This is a genomic window from Streptomyces sp. ISL-43, assembly GCF_018614195.1.
In the GTDB taxonomy this organism is placed as follows: Bacteria; Actinomycetota; Actinomycetes; order Streptomycetales; family Streptomycetaceae; genus Streptomyces.
On record NZ_JAGGOT010000081.1, the window covers coordinates 58,868 to 76,104 of the forward strand.

11 protein-coding genes and 1 pseudogene are annotated in these 17,237 nt (G+C 67.5%); 5 read left to right on the forward strand and 7 right to left on the reverse strand.

Annotation, left to right across the window (positions count from 1 at the left end):
* Nucleotides 1–181 precede the first annotated feature (181 nt).
* Together J7F03_RS36400 and J7F03_RS36405 are read left to right on the forward strand one after the other, a co-directional pair.
* A complete protein-coding gene (locus J7F03_RS36400) occupies nt 182–1,429 on the forward strand; it encodes an IS110 family transposase (protein ID WP_214957192.1) in 1,248 nt (415 codons plus the stop codon).
* A 239-nt stretch (nt 1,430–1,668) separates the two neighbouring features.
* Entirely contained in the window at nt 1,669–2,823 is a 1,155-nt protein-coding gene (locus tag J7F03_RS36405; protein ID WP_214957194.1) for a glutamate--cysteine ligase, read from the forward strand.
* 289 nt (nt 2,824–3,112) lie between these two features.
* Here the strand turns inward: J7F03_RS36405 and J7F03_RS36410 are convergent, their stop codons facing one another.
* Nucleotides 3,113–3,724 carry a transposase gene (locus tag J7F03_RS36410; RefSeq protein ID WP_251073023.1) on the reverse strand — a complete coding sequence of 204 codons (612 nt, stop codon included), beginning with the start codon at nt 3,722–3,724 and terminating at the stop codon, nt 3,113–3,115.
* Between the two features lie 107 nt (nt 3,725–3,831).
* Between J7F03_RS36410 and J7F03_RS36415 the strand changes: the two genes are divergently transcribed.
* The gene (locus tag J7F03_RS36415; RefSeq protein WP_251073024.1) at nt 3,832–4,242 is read left to right on the forward strand and encodes an endonuclease/exonuclease/phosphatase family protein; all 411 of its coding nucleotides are present in this window, start codon (nt 3,832–3,834) and stop codon (nt 4,240–4,242) included.
* Nucleotides 4,243–4,292: 50 nt separating this feature from the next.
* Here the strand turns inward: J7F03_RS36415 and J7F03_RS36420 are convergent, their stop codons facing one another.
* From J7F03_RS36420 to J7F03_RS36440, 5 genes are all read right to left on the reverse strand, one after another.
* Nucleotides 4,293–5,522, reverse strand: coding sequence for an MFS transporter (locus J7F03_RS36420; protein ID WP_214957196.1), 1,230 nt, complete (start codon nt 5,520–5,522; stop codon nt 4,293–4,295).
* Nucleotides 5,523–5,535: 13 nt separating this feature from the next.
* Nucleotides 5,536–6,642 carry a histidinol-phosphate transaminase gene (locus tag J7F03_RS36425; RefSeq protein WP_214957198.1) on the reverse strand — a complete coding sequence of 369 codons (1,107 nt, stop codon included), beginning with the start codon at nt 6,640–6,642 and terminating at the stop codon, nt 5,536–5,538.
* 54 nt (nt 6,643–6,696) lie between these two features.
* A complete protein-coding gene (locus J7F03_RS36430; protein ID WP_214957200.1) occupies nt 6,697–8,220 on the reverse strand; it encodes a pyridoxal-dependent decarboxylase in 1,524 nt (507 codons plus the stop codon).
* 359 nt (nt 8,221–8,579) lie between these two features.
* Nucleotides 8,580–9,062, reverse strand: a complete 483-nt coding sequence (locus J7F03_RS36435; RefSeq protein ID WP_214957202.1) for a hypothetical protein — start codon at nt 9,060–9,062, stop codon at nt 8,580–8,582.
* 361 nt (nt 9,063–9,423) lie between these two features.
* Complete coding sequence (locus J7F03_RS36440; protein WP_214957204.1) at nt 9,424–12,018, reverse strand: serine protease; 2,595 nt, start codon at nt 12,016–12,018, stop codon at nt 9,424–9,426.
* 933 nt (nt 12,019–12,951) lie between these two features.
* Between J7F03_RS36440 and J7F03_RS41645 the strand changes: the two are divergent.
* Nucleotides 12,952–13,198 (forward strand): annotated as a pseudogene (locus tag J7F03_RS41645) (glyoxalase); the annotation flags it as partial.
* Between the two features lie 1,835 nt (nt 13,199–15,033).
* Here J7F03_RS41645 and J7F03_RS36450 read toward each other — a convergent pair.
* Nucleotides 15,034–15,192 (reverse strand): hypothetical protein, encoded by a 159-nt coding sequence (locus tag J7F03_RS36450; RefSeq protein WP_214957209.1) that lies wholly within the window; start codon nt 15,190–15,192, stop codon nt 15,034–15,036.
* A gap of 551 nt (nt 15,193–15,743) precedes the next feature.
* Between J7F03_RS36450 and J7F03_RS36455 the strand changes: the two genes are divergently transcribed.
* Entirely contained in the window at nt 15,744–17,180 is a 1,437-nt protein-coding gene (locus J7F03_RS36455; RefSeq protein ID WP_214957211.1) for a carboxylesterase family protein, read from the forward strand.
* Nucleotides 17,181–17,237 lie beyond the last annotated feature (57 nt).

The window sequence follows — 17,237 nt, forward strand, 5'->3', positions numbered from 1 at the left end:
TCCGGAGGACGTCGATGCTGCTTGGAGCCGAAGGTTGAGCCCGATAGCCAGTCGGACGCGGGGGCCGAGCGCAGGAATCCAGTGTTGTTGCCTTGAGCACGCAAGAGAGCGTCTTTGAATCCTGTGGCCCCAGATGGGCGGGCACCCGTTCTCGCGTCGGTCGGGTGGGAGGGCTGGGATCATGGACGTGGTGGAAGAACGGTGCGCCGGCATCGACTTGAGCAAGACGGACGCCAAAGTGTGCGTCCGGGTTCCAGGGGCCGGCAAGCGGACCCGCCGCGAGGTCCGGACGTTCTCGACCATGAGCGACGGCCTGCTGGAGCTGCGGGACTGGCTGCTTGAGAACGGGGTCACCCGGGTGGGGATGGAGGCCACGGCGTCGTACTGGAAGCCGCTGTTCTACCTGCTGGAGGCCACTGAGGGCATCGAGCCGTGGCTGCTGAACGCCCAGCACATCAAGACGGTGCCGGGTCGCAAGACCGATGTGAAGGACTGCGAGTGGATCTGCCGGCTGGTCGAACACGGGCTGGTCCGGCCCAGCTTCGTTCCTCCACGCGACATCCGGCAGTTGCGGGATCTGACCCGCTACCGCACCGAGACCACCCGAGACCGGGTCCGCGACGTCAACCGGCTGGGCATGTTCCTGGAGGACGCGGGGATCAAGCTCAGCTCTGTGGTCACCGACATCACCGGCCGCTCAGCCCGGGCCATGCTCGACGCACTCGTGGGTGGCGAGCGTGACCCCCAGGTCCTGGCGGACCTCGCGCTGGGCAGCCTTCAAGGCAAAGTCCCGCTCCTGACCCGCGCTCTGACCGGCCGTTTCACCGAGCATCATGCGTTCATGGTCGCCGCGATGCTCCGTGCGATCGACGAGGCCGACAACAGGATCGCGCGCTTGAGCGAGGAGATCGGCCGGCAGCTGGTGCCGTTGCGTGCCCAGGTCGAGCTGCTGATCACTATTCCCGGGATCAGCGCGACCCTGGCCCAGATCCTGATCGCCGAGATCGGCGTCGACATGGGCCGCTTCGCCACCGCCGGGCACCTCGCGTCTTGGGCCGGGATATGCCCGGGCAACAAGGAGTCCGCCGGCAAGCGCCTCAGCGGCCGGACCCGGCACGGCGACACCTGGCTCAAGACCGCGCTGTTCATGGCCGGTGCCTCCGCCGCCCGCAGCAAGAGCACTTACCTTGGGGCCCAGTACCGCAGGCTCGTCCCCCACCGAGGCGGCAAGCGCGCCACCCTCGCCGTGGGCCACTCGATCCTGGTCGCCGCCTGGCACATACTCCACAACCTCGTCCCTTACCAGGACCTCGGCCCCGACCACTTCACCAACCGGCTCGGCAAGGAACGACAGACGCGCCGCCTGCTCGCGCAACTCGCCGCCCTCGGCCTCAACGTCACCGTCGCCTCCCGTGAGGGAGTGGTCTGACCTGCACCGACGCACACACGCTCAGGTCATTTTCAAGAGAGCCGCCCCGTCGGGGCTTGGTGGAGCGGACTTCCCGTCACGCACCCGCAACAGTCGCCCCATCGCGATCCAGGGCCCCAGAGCGGGGCGCTCCTTACCGGTAACCCGCCACTGTCACCGGACATTTGACCGAATAGACGTGCGCTCCCCGCCCAGAGTTCGGCTCATGATGAAAAGACTCGTATGTCCAGGGAGGCGCAGTGATCGAACCTGGCACCAGCACCACGAGCACCGGCACCCCGAGCGCGGTCGACGCGCTCTTCCCGCTCACCGTGGGTGTCGAGGAGGAGTTCCTCCTCATCGACGCCCGCACGCTGCGGGTGGTCCCGGCCGCCCCTCTCGTCCTCTCCACCGCCGCCGGACTCCCCCACGAACTGCACGCGGAGGGCACCCGCTACCAGGTGGAGATCTCCACCCCGGTCGCCGACTCGGCCGTGACGCTGCGCAGAGAGCTCGCCGGGCTGCGGCGCACCCTGGCGCGGGCGGCCCGCACCCACGGCTGCCGGCTGCTGGCCGCGCCCTCGCCGGTGATGGCCGTGGAGGGCCCGCTCCACCTGACCGACGACGAGCCGCGCCAGCGCGAACAGCACCGGCGGTTCGGCGCGCTCACCGACACCCTCGTCAGCTGCGGCCGGCACATCCACATCGGCACCCTCGACGTGGACACGGCGGTCGCGGTGTCCAACAGGGTCAGGCCCTGGCTGCCCACGCTGATCGCGCTGGCGGCCAACTCCCCCTTCTGGGGCGGCCGCGACACCGGGCACTCCAGCTGGCGGGCGATGGCCTGGTCGGGCTGGCCATCGGCCGGCCTGCCCCCGCACTTCACCTCCACGGCGCACTTCCGGCGCTCGGTGGCGACCCTGCTCGGCTCGGGGGCGGCCCTGGACACCAAGATGGTCTACTGGGACCTGCGCCCCTCGGGGAACTGGCCGACGCTCGAATTCCGGGCGCCCGACATGTCCCCGGACATCGACACGGCCGTCCTGCAGGCCGAACTGGCCCGCGCCCTCGTGGCGACGGCCCTGCGCGAGATCTCCGAGCAGCGGCCCGACCCGCCCGTACGGGACGACGTACTGCGCCTCGCGCGGTGGCGGGCGGCCCACGACGGCCTGGAGGGATTCGGCCTGGACCCGTACACCGGCGCCGAACTCCCCGCGGCGGACCTGGCGGAGGCACTGCTCGACCTGGTGGCCCCCGAACTGGCCGCCTCCGGCGACCTCGACCACGCGGCCAGGACGATGGCCGGCCTGCTGCGCGACGGCTCGGGCGCCCACCGCCAGCGCACGGCCTTCGCCCGCCACGGGGACCTGATGGACGTTCTGCGCCACCTGGCGGACGAGACGGAGGCGTTCTAGGACACGGAACGCGAACGCCCGGCCGGAAAGCCCGGCCGGGCGTTCTCCGTCGGCGGCAAGGCATGAAAAAACCGGGCCAGAACGTTTCTTCTGACCCGGAACGTGGTGGGGCGGGTGGGACTCGAACCCATTTCAGTGACGCGTCTCACCTGCGAAGATGCCGGAGGATCGGACATATCTATCCGATTCCATCCGGCTGCATCCTCCTCGATCCTGCTCCATCGGGGGCTGTTAGGCGTTCGCCACACCACTTCCTCCGCGTCCCGCGCATCTGCCGCACCTGCGGAGCTCAGAAGACTCTGCCTACCTGCACCCTCAAATCGTTGCGTAGGTTGCAAGGGGCTCCCACGCTCTGGCCCATGTTCGCCCACTGCGAACAGTCACGTTGCGTAGTGCCGCGCACGCTTGCGCCAGCATCTCGGCGTCGGGGGTGGGGGTGCTCGGGGTTGTGGAGGAGCACCGCGTCCGATTCCCGTCCCAGGTCCCCGATGTTCGCGGCGGTCACGGCCACGACCAGCAGCAGGCCCAGACAGCCGGTCACGATGTGCCGCTTCCGCCCGTTGATCAGCTTCCCGCCGTCGAAGCCGCTTGAGGCGGCGGGAACGTTCGCGGCGGCTTTCACCGACTGTGCGTCGATGATCCCCGCCGTCGGCTCCCGCCCCCGCCCCTCGCGCTCCCGCACCCGGGCGCGCAGCCGGTCATGGAACTCCGCGACCAGCCCGCTCTCGCGCCAGCGGCGGAAGAAGGCATGGACCCGGGCCCGGCCGGGGAAGTCCGCGGGCATCGCCCGCCAGGAAATGCCGCCCGCGACCAGGTAGCGGATCGCATCCAGCATCTGACGGTGGCAATAGTCCTCGGGCTGCCCGCCCCGGCCCTCCAGCCAGGACGGCGTGGGCAGCAAGGGCCGCACCGCCCCCATTCCGCGTCCGTCATGTCCGACGGATACCTGCACTGCCGGTCGGGATCTGGCGCACCGGCGCCTGGGCCGAAGGCAGCTTCCTGTCCTCCATGAAGCGCATGAGCCAGGCCCTGGAAGTGCGGGGCCTCGTCGACCAGATCCTCCACTGCGACCCTGACGCCCGGATCATCGTCGCCGGTGACTTCAACTCGGAGCCCGAAGAAGTTCCAGTGCCGGCGATCTGCGGAAACGTCGAGGACACCGGCAACGCCGACCTCGCCACCCGGGTTCTCGTCCCCATCGAGCACACCATCGCCAACGAAGCCCGCTACAGCCTCTTCCACCGCGGCCGAGGCCAGATGATCGACCACATGCTCGTCACCCGAAACCTCCTCGCCCAATACCGCGGCTCAGAAATCCACAACGAAATCCTCCACGACGAGTCCATCGCCTTCGCCACCGACACCAAATACCCCGAATCCGACCACGCCCCCGTCATCGCCATCTTCGACTTCAACTGACCTTCGGTACCCCAGCACTCACGTCCACGGCGCAGCAACCGTTGGTCCTGTCAGCCCGCAGACAGCGCTGCTTCGCCGGTCGCGTCTTCATCCGTCACGAGTGGTCTGCGGAGGCGTCCGCTGCCCAGAAGAGCAGTGGCGACTGCCAGCGCGCCCTCGATGCAGGGCACCACATAGCCTGCGCGGGCGCCCGAGACGTCGACGACCCAGCCGGCAACGGCGGAGCCAAGCGCCAGCCCCGAGGCGAGGCCGGCGCCGGTCCACGTCATGCCTTCGGTGAACTTGTCGTGTGGAACGTGCTGTTCGAGGAGGGCCATGGTGGTCACCATGGTCGGTGCGACGCACAGCCCGGCGATGAAGAGCAGGGCCGCCAGCACGTAGAGGTTGTCGGCGAAGAGCAACGGAAACGCAGTCACCGCCATCGCGCACAGCCCCGTGAACCAGTTACCGAAAGGCGTTCCTCCTAGACAGAGGAGCCCGAAGGCGAGGCCCGCACTGCAGGAGCCAAGCGCGTACGCGGCGAGTGCGACACTCGCCACGCCCTTGTGGCCCTGTGCCTCGGCGAAGGCAACCGTCACGACGTCAAGGGAGCCGAAGATTCCTCCGATGGCCACGTACACGGCTACGAGGACCTGCAGGCCGCGTGAGCCGATCGCTGTCCCTCCCCGGCGGCCGACCGTGGGGTGCCTCCGGGGCTCGGTGGCACGCTGGGCTGTCAGCCAGAAGACTCCGACGAGCAGGAATCCGGCTGCCAGGGAGACCCCCGCCTGGGGGAACCATGCGATGGACAACCCGATGGAGACGATGGGCCCGACGACGTAGGACACCTCGTCCACGACGGCTTCCCAGGAGTACGCGGTGTGCAGTTCACGTGGTGACCCCCGGTAGATCTCGGCCCAGCGGGCCTTGACCATCGAGCCGACGTTGGGGGCACAGCCCATCCCGGCAGCACAGGGGAAGAGGACCCACTGCGGTGCCTCCTGGCCGAGGCTGACGAGGAACGCTGCCGCGGCGGCAGTGGCGGCGAGGGTGGTGGGGGGCAGGACGCGTGCCTGGCCGTGCCGGTCCACCAACCGCGATGTCTGTGGGCCGATTACGGCAGCGGACAGTGCGAAGGTCGCCGACAGTGCGCCGGCAAGGCCGTACTGGCCTGTGAGTTGGGAGACCAGGGTGATGATGCCGACGCCCATCATGGTCAACGTCAGACGACCGAAGAAGCCGGCGGTGGTGAATGACGCCGTTCCTGGCGCGGCGAATATCTTCCGGTAGGGGTTGGACAAAGCAGGCTCCGGTTCAGTGGTGGGAGCCCGTTGCCGCCATGGCGGAACTCAGAGCGGAAGTGAGGACCGGTACGTGGCGGGTGAGCGGAACACCGATCCGAGCCCATCCGGAGAGGCCGAGCCCTGTCATGTCCCGGATGTGGATGCGGTGCTCGTCGGCAAGGCGCCGGACGATGCCCGGGGCGTCGTCACCGAGATGCGCGAGAAGGAAGTTGGTCTGCGATGGGAGGGTCTGGACTCCCATGGTCGCGAGCCTCGTACGCAGTACTTGGCGGGCCACGGCGCAGTCATTGACGACGTTCCTCAGATGCTGCTGGTCGGCCAGCGCCGCCGCAGCAGCGGCCAGCGCCACCCGGTTTGTGTTGTACGGCAAGGCCGTACGGATCGTGGTCATGGCGCCGATGAGATCCTCGTCGCCGAGCGCGTAGCCGCAGCGCAGGCCGGCCAGGCCGTAGGCTTTGGAGAAGGTCCGCAGCACCACGATCCCCCTGCCATGGAGGTACGGCAGCCCACTGCCGAACCATGTCGCATCGGCGAACTCCGCGTACGCCTCGTCGAGGACGAGCAGGGCTCCGGCGTCGTGGCACACTTCCACCAGGGTTTTGACCTGCTCGGCGTTCAGGGCGGTACCCGTCGGGTTGTGCGGGTTGCACACCACAACGGCTGCAGCCCCGGCCGCGGCCTCGCACACACCGTCCAGATCGATCCCGCCCGCCGCAGCCTGTGGCACTGCGCTTACTGCATGACCGCTGATTTCGAGTGAAGCGGCGTAGCCGGCGAAGGTATTCGCGGTCACCACGGTGGGCTTGGTACTGCCGGACGTGGCGAGTGCGACAAGCATGATGATCTCGTCCAGGCCGTTGCCGACGATGACTTTCTGCGCGGGAAGCCCGTAATGCCTGGCGAGCAATCCGCGCAACGGTTCGCCATCGGAGTGCGGGTACCAGTGGGCGTGCTCGATTTCGGCACGTGCGGCGGCCAGGGCTTTAGGCGAGGCACCCGCAGCGTTCTCGGACAGGGCGAGCCGCATCACGTCGCGGGGATCGTGGGCAGCCGGGCTGGCCCGGAAAGGCGCCAGCGTGGCAAACCTACGTACTGCTTGTATGTCTTGGGACATCATCGTGCTGTTCCTGACTGTGAGCTGGTGAGGGACTTCACGGCGTGTCCGGTTCACCTACAGGGATCCCTCGTCGAACCTGGCTCCCAGCTCCAGGACGTGGTCCAGGACTCCGGTCATGTGGTGGTCCTCGATCCGCGGATTGGCGGCCATGAAACGCAACGGGTAGAGCGTCACCCCGTACTTGAGAACGCCGTCGTCGTCAGGCAGTCCGAAGTGGTGCAGATGCCAGCGGCCCTCAGCCAGCATGCGCGCGTGGATCCGCAGGTTGGCTTCGTTGATCCGCTCGATGTCCGGCGCTGCGACGTCGACGTCCGCAGGTACGTACATGAACGTGACGGCCATCATGTCCACCTTGTGCAGGCGGATCAGCCGGTCGTGGGAATCGACCAGGTCGGCGAAGCGCAAGGCCTTTTCGACACGGTCCTCCGCCAGTTGGGCGAGTCCCGACCGGCCGTGCGTGCGCATCATCATCCACAGCTTGAGCGACAGCCAGGCCTTGGTACCGATGAACGGCGTGACCTGACCGAAGTCGAAGTCGTCGCCCATGATGAGACCGGAGTGGCTGGAGATCGCCTTGAGGCTTGCCGGGTCACGGACGAGGAGGGCACCGAGGCTGTGCGGAACGGCCATCACCTTGTGCGGGTCCACCGTCACGCTGTCGTAGTCCTCGATGCCCGCGATCTTGCTGCGTAGGCGGTCGCTGAAGGAGCACATCAGACCCCAGCAGGCGTCAGCGTGGAGCCAGATACGCTCGTCGCACGCACGCACGACGTCACGCACCCCCCGCAGGTCGTCCACGGTCTGCGTACGGCTGTCTCCGGCGTACGCCACGACCGACATGATGCGGCCCTCGTGCTGTCGAAGGGTCCGCTCCAGCGCCTTGAGGTCGTAGCGGAAGCCGTCGGTGTCCACCTCGACGACCTGGTATCCGAGGCCGATCCACTTCAGCGCGCTCTTCACGCTGTAGTGGCCGATGTCGCGCGGAACCACGATGGAGAACTGGCCGGGGTCCCGGACCCCGGTCTCCATGGTGCCCGGCACTTTGTGTTCCCGGGCCAGCATCATGGCGAGCGAATTGCTCATCGTCCCGCCGTGCGTGATGACTCCCCCGACGTCGAAGACCGTCCTGAGGTCCTCGACTGGCGGGTTGGTGAAACCGATCAGCTCCCGCAGCCACCGCAAGGCCGTGGTCTCGACGAACGTGGCGCTCGGCGAGTCGAAGCTCTGATTGATCAGGTTCTGCTGCGTCAGAAGAGCGAGTACGCCACCAGCGAGCGCTCCCACATCGTCACCGGTGTCGCCGAAGCCGAGGAACTGCGGGCTCGCCTCGTTCTTGCAGAGCGGCAGCATGGCCTCGGTAAACTCGGCCAGCGCTTCCTCGACGGTGCCCGGATCATCAGGTAAGACCGAAATCAGTCGGTCCCGAGCCTGAACGGACGGAATTCGCTCAAGGAACACCTCTGCTTGAAGTTTGAAGTCGAGTCCCAGATGGAGGGCCTTCGTCAGCAGTTCAGCGGCCTCATCGCGGGTTTCCGCCGTGAGCGAGCGGGTGCGGTCGGGGGTGGTGACAGGCTGCATCGCAACTCCTGGTCATGGGTTCACGGTTTCGCGCGGGGCGGGCACCTGTCCGATCTCGCGCACGGGAGTGCCCCAGGGCGCGCCGAACTGCGGCGCCAAGAGGCACTGATGTCATGCCTTGAAGTTCGTCGGAACAGAGCAAGGTCCGTCCGAGCGGAACTGTGGTTCGGTCTTCCTGTCTGCTCCGGGGCCTCTGTTCTCGGTATGCTTCCTGGGGAGATCCCCTTGAAGGGGAGCACCACCGATGACGGAGGCGGGGACCGCTACGAGCCGTTGACAGCCAATCCTGTCAATGTCCCGCTGCCCGTCCACGCCGCCTCCGACGCCCGAAGCTCAGCCACCTTGCAGGCGCCGGCGTTCTACCAGGTGGCTGCTGCCATTGTTTCCATTGCCGGGTTATAAACCTTCACGCTCCCGTGGTCCCGGAACTGCTCGGTACGCCAGGCGGCGAACGCCTTGGCCAGCCGCTCCGCTTTCTCCCGGTCGGGGGAGCCGGTGTCTTCCAGATTTTTATCGAGTCCGGTGATGATCATCCCCGACAGGTCGGGTCCGGACCGCTCGATCCTCACGTCAATAAAGATCGTCGTGAGGTCTCTGCTGTCTTCGTGGCTTGCCAAGTACTTATGGAAGTCTTTCGTGTTCTGACTCGTCTCAATACCGTTCCTGACGGGAGGCGATTCCTGGTATGAGGCGGTTGGGCGGGCGTCCGGATCGTTTCCGCCGCCGCCGCTGCAGCCGAGCAGAGTGCCGGCGAGAAGCGCGACGGTTACCGCCGCCGTCCTGGCGCGGCCCGGCCGCTGGCCGCGTGAGGCGGGCCGGCCCAGCTGATCGCTGATGTTCATGCGCTTCCGTTCCGTTGACGGTCACTTCGAGAAGAGAGACGAGGCTCGCCCGCGAGGGGTTCCGAAGGCCGACCTCAGTGGTCTTCGATGGCCAGCCGCAAAGCGGCCCGTCGGAAGCGCCCAACATGCTTCCGACGGGCCGGCTAGCTTCCGTCGGCCATTTGGCAGGACGCGCCTCGCTTGGCTGTTGGCGCGGGATGCCTGTTCAGCAGGACAGGGCACGGGCTGGGTCGAGTAGGTCCATACGGCGGAAGCTGCCTGCAGTGGTGCCGACGCTTGAGTCCTTCAGGGCCAGGACAGCCGTGGCGGCGGGCGAGGCTATCTCCGGTGGAACCGGATGCCTTGTTGAAGCGGGATTCTTCTATGGCGCTGGCGCGACGAGACGCTTCTCCTGGCCGAATGAGGATTCGTTTCCGTCGCTATAGAGAGTGAGCTCTCCGTCGGTCCAGCGAACGATTGTGTCGTCGGCCCATGGGTTTTCCGAGTAGTCTCCGCCAGAGACGATGACTGCGTGCTTCCACGTTTCGTCCGGGCCGTGCAAGGTGTTTTCCTTGGAGTTGCCCAGGTTTCCGTTGAAGTCCTGGTAGTTGGTGAGTTCCCCGTCGCTCCAGCGGATGATCAGGTCCCAGTTGTCGTTGCCTGTGTAGTCCCCGGAGCCGATCTCAGAGGCGTATTTCCAGGTTTCGTTGGGAGCCAGGACCTGACTCTCGGTTCCCATGCCGCGTTCGGAGACGTCGGTGTAGAGGGAGACTTCGCCGTCCTTCCACGTGACAACGAGGTCGTCCTGACGTCCGTTCGGGGTGAAGCGGCCGGTGGTGAACTGGCGTGCGTAGTTTCTCCAGTCGTCGTTGGGCGCCTGGATCTGGATCTCGCCGTGGAAGCCGTTCTCGTCCACGGACGGGTAGAGCGAGACCTCACCGTCCGTCCAGCGGACGATGATGTCTGAGCCCTCGTCGCCGGTGAAGTTTCCGGCTGTGATCTCCACCGCATAGTCGCGCCATGTCGCATTGGCGCCCATGATGCGGAACTCCTTGTCGAAGTTCCCGTTCTGGGCGTTGGCTCCGCGGTAGAGGCTCACCTCCCCGTCGGTCCACATGACGAACATGTCCATACGGTCTTCGTCGATGTTGTCGCCGTCCACGGTGAAGTAGCCCGAAGCGATGCCCTTGGCGTGCTTCCAGGTCTCCCCCGGCGGCAGCACGGACCGGGGACCCGGTTGCCGGCCCGCCACGGCGGCGTCGTAGACGCGCTGAACCTCATCGCCGAAGTAGGAGCTGTATGAGGTGTCCGGAGAGTGACCGCCTGTCTGCCATCCCCCGGTCACGCCGGCCAGTGCCCGGCCGTCGCCCTGCTTGATCAGGAAGGGGCCGCCCGAAGTTCCGGAGACGTATCCCTTGCAGTTGACCTCGGCGAACGTACCGCCCGTCCAGCCGCCCGAGCTGCCGGTGGTGAACTTCTTCAGCGGCGTACTGCAGGTGAGCGGGTTCTGGTTCGGCTTGTACTTGTCGTCACCGACCAGGTACGGGTAGCCGATGGCCTGGGTGTCGGGGTGGTCGAAGCCGGCGTTCAGAGCGAGGGGAATCGCACCCACGACATCCTCGACCTTGCGTCCGTCCGAACGTGGGCCAGTCTGAAGGAACGCGAAGTCGAGGTCCGTCTGAGCCTTGTCCCCGCCCGGAAGCGCGTAGGAAGGGTCCATGTAGTAGTTCTCGACAGGGAACGCACCGTACGGGCGGGGGTTCTTCTCGCTGTGCTTCGGGACGAAGACCAGCTTCTGGGCCTTGTCATTGTTGTCGAAGCAGTGCGCGGCGGTGGCTACCAGGTTCTTCCCCGGTGAAGGAACCACGGTGCCGGCGCAGAATCGGTACTGGTCGTTGGCGGCCCAGTAGAACGTGCCGACTTGCTGGATGCCCTCGAATTCCTTCGAGGGGGAAGTGAGGGCGAGGCCACTGAACTTCTTGCGTGCTTCAGGGGGTATCTGCGCCTCGCGGGCTTCCTGCTCGGCGACCGGCTTCGCCTGGCCCATGCGCTCGGGAGTCCAGAACGCGTCCAACTCAGCCGCCGCCGAAAGGCGCGCTTCTGCGGACTTCGACGGCGACGGCTCGTTCGAGGGCGTGCTTGACGGCTTGGGTACGGGACTGGCCAAAGGTGACGGGCTGACCTTGACCTTTCCAGCGGATGCCTCGTCGTAGAGACGCTTGACGTCATCACCGAAGTAGGAGCTGTACACCGTGCCCGGCTCGTCCCCGCCGGCCTTCCAGCCGCCCACGACTCCGGCCAGCGATACGCGGCCGTCCGTTTGAAGGAGGAAGGGGCCGCCAGAAGTGCCCGGAGTCTTTCCGTCGCAGTCGGCCTGGAGGTAGCTGCCGGCTGCCCATCCCTCCGACCCGGCGGTGGTGAACTTCCGGGTCGCGGTGGCGCACTCGGAGGGCTTCTGCCGGGGGGCGGGTGAAACGACCTGGACGGCGTTGTGGTCGAAGCCGGCGTTGAACGCGAGAGGAATAGCCCCGACCACGTCTTCGACGTTCTTCCCATCGACGCGCGGTGTGGTGGGCGCGAACGCGAGATCCGCGTCGGCCGCGGCACGATCCCCACCGAGCGCGGTGTAGGCCGCAGCCATGTTGATCTTCGCGGCGTCTACGGGGAAGAGGCCGGCAGGCCGGAGTTCCTTCTCGCCGTGGCCTGGGACAAAGACCGCATTGGTGATGCGAGCCGAGCCGTCGAAGCAGTGGGCTGCAGTGGCCACCAGGTTCTTGCCCTGGGACGGTACGACCGTTCCAGCGCAGAACCTGTAGCTGTTGCCGCTGGCGAAGAAGAACAGCCCGACCTGGCCAATGGCCGCGGCAGTCGGCGTCTGTCCGGAAACACCAGGGGTTGCGGAGGGTCCAGCAGTCCCTGGTGTTTCCAACTTGGCCGCTCGTAAGGCCTGCTCATCCACCGGCTTCGCCTGGGCCATCCGTTCCGGCGTCCAGAACTTCTCCAGCGCGGCGGCCTGGGAGGGGCGGATACCGGAAGCCTTGGACGGATCCCCTGGCGGTATTCCGATAGCGGTGCTCGAAGGGGCCGGGCGCGTGGCGCCCGGGCCTCCGGGGACTGCTCGATGCGGTGATGGAGACGGAGATGGAGCGCTGGGTGTCCCGGATGGCGTAGGCGAGGCGAACGCCACGGCAGGCATGGACACCGCAATCGCTGTTGCCACGACGGGCAGCAGTCTTTGCAAAGACATGTGTTGCACAACCCCCTCTTGAAAATGACGGACAGACATTCGGCGCATCCGTCGCTCACCACGCTGAGGGTGGACGTGGTCCTGAACTCCCCTTTCGGACCCGTCTCCCTGTCTGCGAGCGCCGATCCTGACACAGGATCAAGTTGAGGAAGATTCGAGCTTGGCCGAGAAATTGCATGCGCTACGCAGAGAGTCAACGCAAACCTCGGCAGTCTGTGAGTGACCTGTGTGACCCCTGTGGAATCCTGCGGCTCCTTCGGCGGGAGGCCGGGACGCCTAGCCGGCATGCACCTCCGACTGATTCCGCATACTCACGCGGCGACGGAGAAGGCCTGCGTGGCAGCCGCGCCCACAAAGGTGCCTGGAAGGCGGCAACGCCTTCTTGATCCAGCGGAGCGACGGTGCCTCGGTCCAGTCCGCGCCCTCCAGTCCGCCGAAGAGGTTGCAGCAGGACGGGGCATGCTCCGCTTCCGGCCGACCGGCGGGCCGGGCGCACACCTCGGCCACCCGCAAGCGGAGGGGTGAACAAATGTACGAAAGAAGCCGCCTTCCATGCGGAAGAGCGAGCGACGCCACGCGCAAACGGGGCCATCAACATGGCCAGAAGGCGGCCCGTCGGGGTCGTTGCAGTGAGGTGCACGCCAGGATGACTCCGGTCACGCAGATGCCGCAGGCCACACCCTCCACCAGAGCTGGAAGCACGGCCGCAGCTGGAAACTCGGCCCCACCTACCTCGTCTTCGAGCAATCCCCCCGCCCTCACGGCAGATCGCCACGACCCGTGCGCGACCGTCCTGAACCACCTCGCCTTCCACATCGAGAGCCCCGAGCGGGTCGACCTCCTCACCGCCAAAGCCCGCGAGAACGGCTGGACCCTCCTCTTCCCCGATCGCCACCCTCACGCCGGCGGCAAGGCTGCTTCGGGAAGGCCGCCCGGAGGGGGTGAACACACTTGCGGGGACGATCTGTTCCTGGCCGTCGTAGCCGCGCTGGCGGATTTCTTCGAAGAGGCGTCGGGTGACCGGGCAGCCCTCGGCGTACCGCTGCTCGATGTAGGGCTTGTGGGGGGCGAGGATGCTGGCGCGTCCTGTCCAGCGGCCGACCAGCAGCTCATCGGGGTCCTTCGCGTGCGCCAAGCGCCGCACAGTGGTGCGGGCCAGACCCAGCCGACGGGCGATGACACGCAGAGCGGTTCCCTCCTGGAGTAGGCCATGGACGGCTGCGTGCTGTTCACGGACGCGGTCCGACAGACGCCCCGAGCGTCGCGGCCCGGCAGTGGCCGGTGGCAGGACCGGGGGCGTCGGGGGCGCCGAGGCGTCCGGCCTCGGCGTAGGTGCCGGAGCGGTCGCGGCAGATCACCTGCACGCCCGGGCAGCCCTCGCATCAGCCGCAACAGCGTCGAACGGCTCACCGGGACGGCAGGAACGTCAGCGAGCCAGGCGCCGGCATGGCCGGCCAGCATGAGTGCCACGTGCCGCAAGACAGCCTGCAGTCCCTGGCTTCGTCGGCCGTGTCGGAAGGTCAGAGCACGTATCTGCTCGACGAACATGGGCTGTTGGCAGGCCTGTTGACTGCACCGAAACCGACGAACCTGTCACTCGATGCCCCCGGCGTCGGCCCGCCGCCGTGCCGTCCAGGCGGCGCGTGTACCGGCTGTGCACCCGCGTCGAGCTGGCTCGGCAAGCCGGGCACTCAGACCGGACCGTCGTCGCGGCGGCCTGGATGGTCACCAGCTCGCCGCAGATGGCGACGGCGGTGAGCGCGACGGCGTCGGCGTGGTGGAACCAGAGGTCTTGCAGGAGAGCGTCAGTCACGAGGGTTCATGATCGCGGCTTCGGTGACCCTCTGCGGCCCTGGCACGGAAAGTGATCCAGAACCACTTTTCAGCCGACGCAGACACCCGCGAGCACAGGGGGCCACGCCATCAACGCCACAGCTGGAGCCAGCCGCCATCGCCGGCCCTCTGCTCACCAGCCTCCCCCGGCGCCCGCAGGCAGGGACAGCACCGAGGGCGCGGGATTACCAGGAGTGTCTCGTCGACCAGGCGCAGGAGCCGTGGGAGCCATCTCGACGACCCCACGGAGGCGTCACCACGAAAGCCCAGGTCACAGCTGCCCAAGGCTCATCTACGGGACGCGAGGACTCGCGCTCGCCACACCGCCGTTAGGCGTCCGCCACACGCAAAACGCCCCCAGAAAACGCGTTTCCCCAGGTCAGAACGATTCTGTCTGGGGTCTCGCAGTGGGGCGGGTGGGACTCGAACCCATAGGAGTGACGCCTCTCACCTGCGACGATGCCGAAACAACGGACATAGCCACCCTTTTCCATCCGGCTGCATCCTCCTCGATCCGGCTCGACCGGGGATCGGTTAGGTGTTCGCCACACCGCCCCCGCAACACTCGGACCGAACTGGCGCCTCCCGTGCAGCCGGCCCATCGACGCCTGCTGGCACAGCGAGAAGGGGCCGAGCAGCACGCGTTCTGTGAGCAGTCCGGAGCATCGGTGCGACCCTCGGCCACAGCTACTCTCCGTAAGGGGACAATGCGTCGGCATCCAAGCCACGAGTCCCCTTTTTCGGCCCCTGGAGCATCTCCGCCAGGCATGGGGCCGACCTCGGCGACCGGCGTGCGCGGGGCGGGACCCGCGGGAAGCGATCCCCCTCCGATGTGGGACCGACCGGCTGGCGGGAGGAAGGCGTCACCAAGATCTGCGCCCTCGATGACGTCGCCGTCCCGGCAGGACTGCGTCATCTCGGTTTGCGCGCCCTGACCTGTCGGTATTCGGTGCCGACGACTTGCCCGCTGCCGCTCTGGCAGATCTTCCCCTCACGGTCGTGACCGTCCACTGGCGCGTCACCGCCGAATACGTCGTCGAGTTCGTCACCGCCGAACTGCGCGGGCAGCACCGTGACGGCGTCCTCGGGCGGTGCATAATCGCGTTCTCACGTCATCGCGGCGACGACTTTACCGGCCTTCGCCCGTCACTTTTCGACGTATTCCAGGGCCTGGAGGTGTCTTCGAACGGGAAGACGCGGTCGATGACGGGGCGGATCTTCCCGGTGTCGATGAGGGGGTGCCGTCGCCCTGGCCGAGGCCCAGCGGACCAAGGGTGTTCCGGCCGGAACGCCCGGCCGCCTCGCCGTCCCCGTCGCAGGCGGCCATCGTGGACGGCGACGCCACCAAGCCCGCACGGCCGGCGACGATCCGATGATGCAGGAGCGCAGGTGTGGCCGGCTCCTCGGAAGGGTCTCCAGCGGAGTGCCATCCGGAACGCGAGGCCGCCGGAGCCGCGAATCGCGAAAAAGAGGAGCGGCGAAGTGTCGCCTGGTGACCATCGGGTGACTGCTCTCCGCCGGGCGAGCTGTCGGATCCCAGGGAAGGATTGGAGAGCGTCACCGCAGCAACCATCTGCCGATACACCGCGCGAACCACTCGAACCGCGCCGGAAGGACATGTCATGACCGCCACCCCTCCCAAGGCCCCGACCGCACCAGGGGCGCGGTCCTGGTGGGGAATCCCGTACGCCACCGCCGAGCGGTACCGCCGCCCCGTGGTCGCGGACTTCGATCCGGACCTCCCCTACGACCGCAAGGGCGTCGTCTCCGTCCAGCCCGACAGCGGCGACTGGCTCGAAGCGGACAGCGGAATGGGCGAGGACTGCCTGAACCTGAACGTGTGGGCCCCCGAGCAGCCGGCCGGCAAGGCGCTCCCGGTGACCGTGTACATCCACGGCGGCGGATTCGAGTACGGCGCGAACACGCAGATCACCTCGAACGCCGCCGGTCTCGCCGCGACGGGGCGCGTGGTGGGCGTGTCGATCAACTACCGGCTCGGCGCCCTGGGCCCGCTCTCGCTCTCGCAGTACGGCGGGAAGCTCGCCGAGGCCAGCAACCTCTTCCTCCAGGACATCATCGCCGCGCTGACCTGGATCCAGCGGAACATCGCCCACTTCGGCGGCGACCCCGACCAGGTCACCGTCTACGGTCACAGCGGCGGCGCCTACTCCTCCTTCGGACTGCTCGGCGCCTCCTCGGCCGACGGCCTGTACCGGCGCCTGGCCGGGTTCTCCGGCGGGCCCGCTCGCTCCATCCCGGCCTGGTGGGCCGAGGAGCTCGCGGAGCGGTTCGTCACCGAACTCGGTGTCGCGGACAACCCGGCGAAGCTGCTCGACCTCGACGCGATCTCCCTGAGGGACGCCCTACGCAAGGTCGCCCCGACGGATCTCGGAGTCCGCGGCGGGGTGGACAACAAGGCCACCGGCGTCGTCCTGGACATCGGACAGCCCGGCGCGGTGGTGCACGCCCACCCCATGGACGTCCTCGCCTCGGGCGCGCACCGCGATGTCGATGTGCTGCTGAGCATGGCCAGCGACGACATGGGCTGGTGGGTGGCGAACGACCTCGACCGGTTCGACCCGGGCACCATCGACCGCGTCGTCGACGAGGTCGCGGGGTGGCGCATTTCCCGCTCCCGCGCCAAGAAGATCGTCGCTGCCTACGACCAGGGCGGCCGTACCCCGGCCGAGGTCCGCGCCGCGGTCATGGGGGACTACCTCTTCGCGATCCCCGCCGCCCGCGGCGCCCTGGCCCACGCCGCCGCCGGCGGCAACGCCCACCTCCTCCTGATCGGCCCCGCCGAAGGCGCGCCCGCCGTGCACGGCACCGAGATGTACGCCCTGGTCGGCCAGGAACAGCCGGACCGCAGCGCGGAGCAGGCCGAGCGGGACACCCGTATCCGCGACATCGTCCTCGACTTCGCCACCGGCGAGCACTCCCGCCTGTGGCCCGCCGTCACGGACAAGCCCACCTCGGAAACCGTCGGCAACTCTCCCTTCGAGGGCACCGCCCACTACCAGCAGGTCCTCGACCTGTGGGAGGGCATCGAACGCCCCTGACGGCCAGCGGGCGATACGGAACAGCGCACCAGGGGGGGGTGAACAGAGGAACTCGCC

What these genes read in the sequence shown, in the direction of transcription:
- J7F03_RS36400 (WP_214957192.1), top strand. Translation starts at nt 182, where the DNA reads ATGGACGTGGTGGAAGAACGGTGCGCCGGCATCGACTTGAGCAAGACG.
- J7F03_RS36415 (WP_251073024.1), top strand. Translation starts at nt 3,832, where the DNA reads ATGAAGCGCATGAGCCAGGCCCTGGAAGTGCGGGGCCTCGTCGACCAG.
- J7F03_RS36425 (WP_214957198.1), bottom strand. Translation starts at nt 6,642, where the DNA reads ATGATGTCCCAAGACATACAAGCAGTACGTAGGTTTGCCACGCTGGCG.
- J7F03_RS36430 (WP_214957200.1), bottom strand. Translation starts at nt 8,220, where the DNA reads ATGCAGCCTGTCACCACCCCCGACCGCACCCGCTCGCTCACGGCGGAA.
- J7F03_RS36435 (WP_214957202.1), bottom strand. Translation starts at nt 9,062, where the DNA reads ATGAACATCAGCGATCAGCTGGGCCGGCCCGCCTCACGCGGCCAGCGG.
- J7F03_RS36440 (WP_214957204.1), bottom strand. Translation starts at nt 12,018, where the DNA reads ATGGCCCAGGCGAAGCCGGTGGATGAGCAGGCCTTACGAGCGGCCAAG.
- J7F03_RS36455 (WP_214957211.1), top strand. Translation starts at nt 15,744, where the DNA reads ATGACCGCCACCCCTCCCAAGGCCCCGACCGCACCAGGGGCGCGGTCC.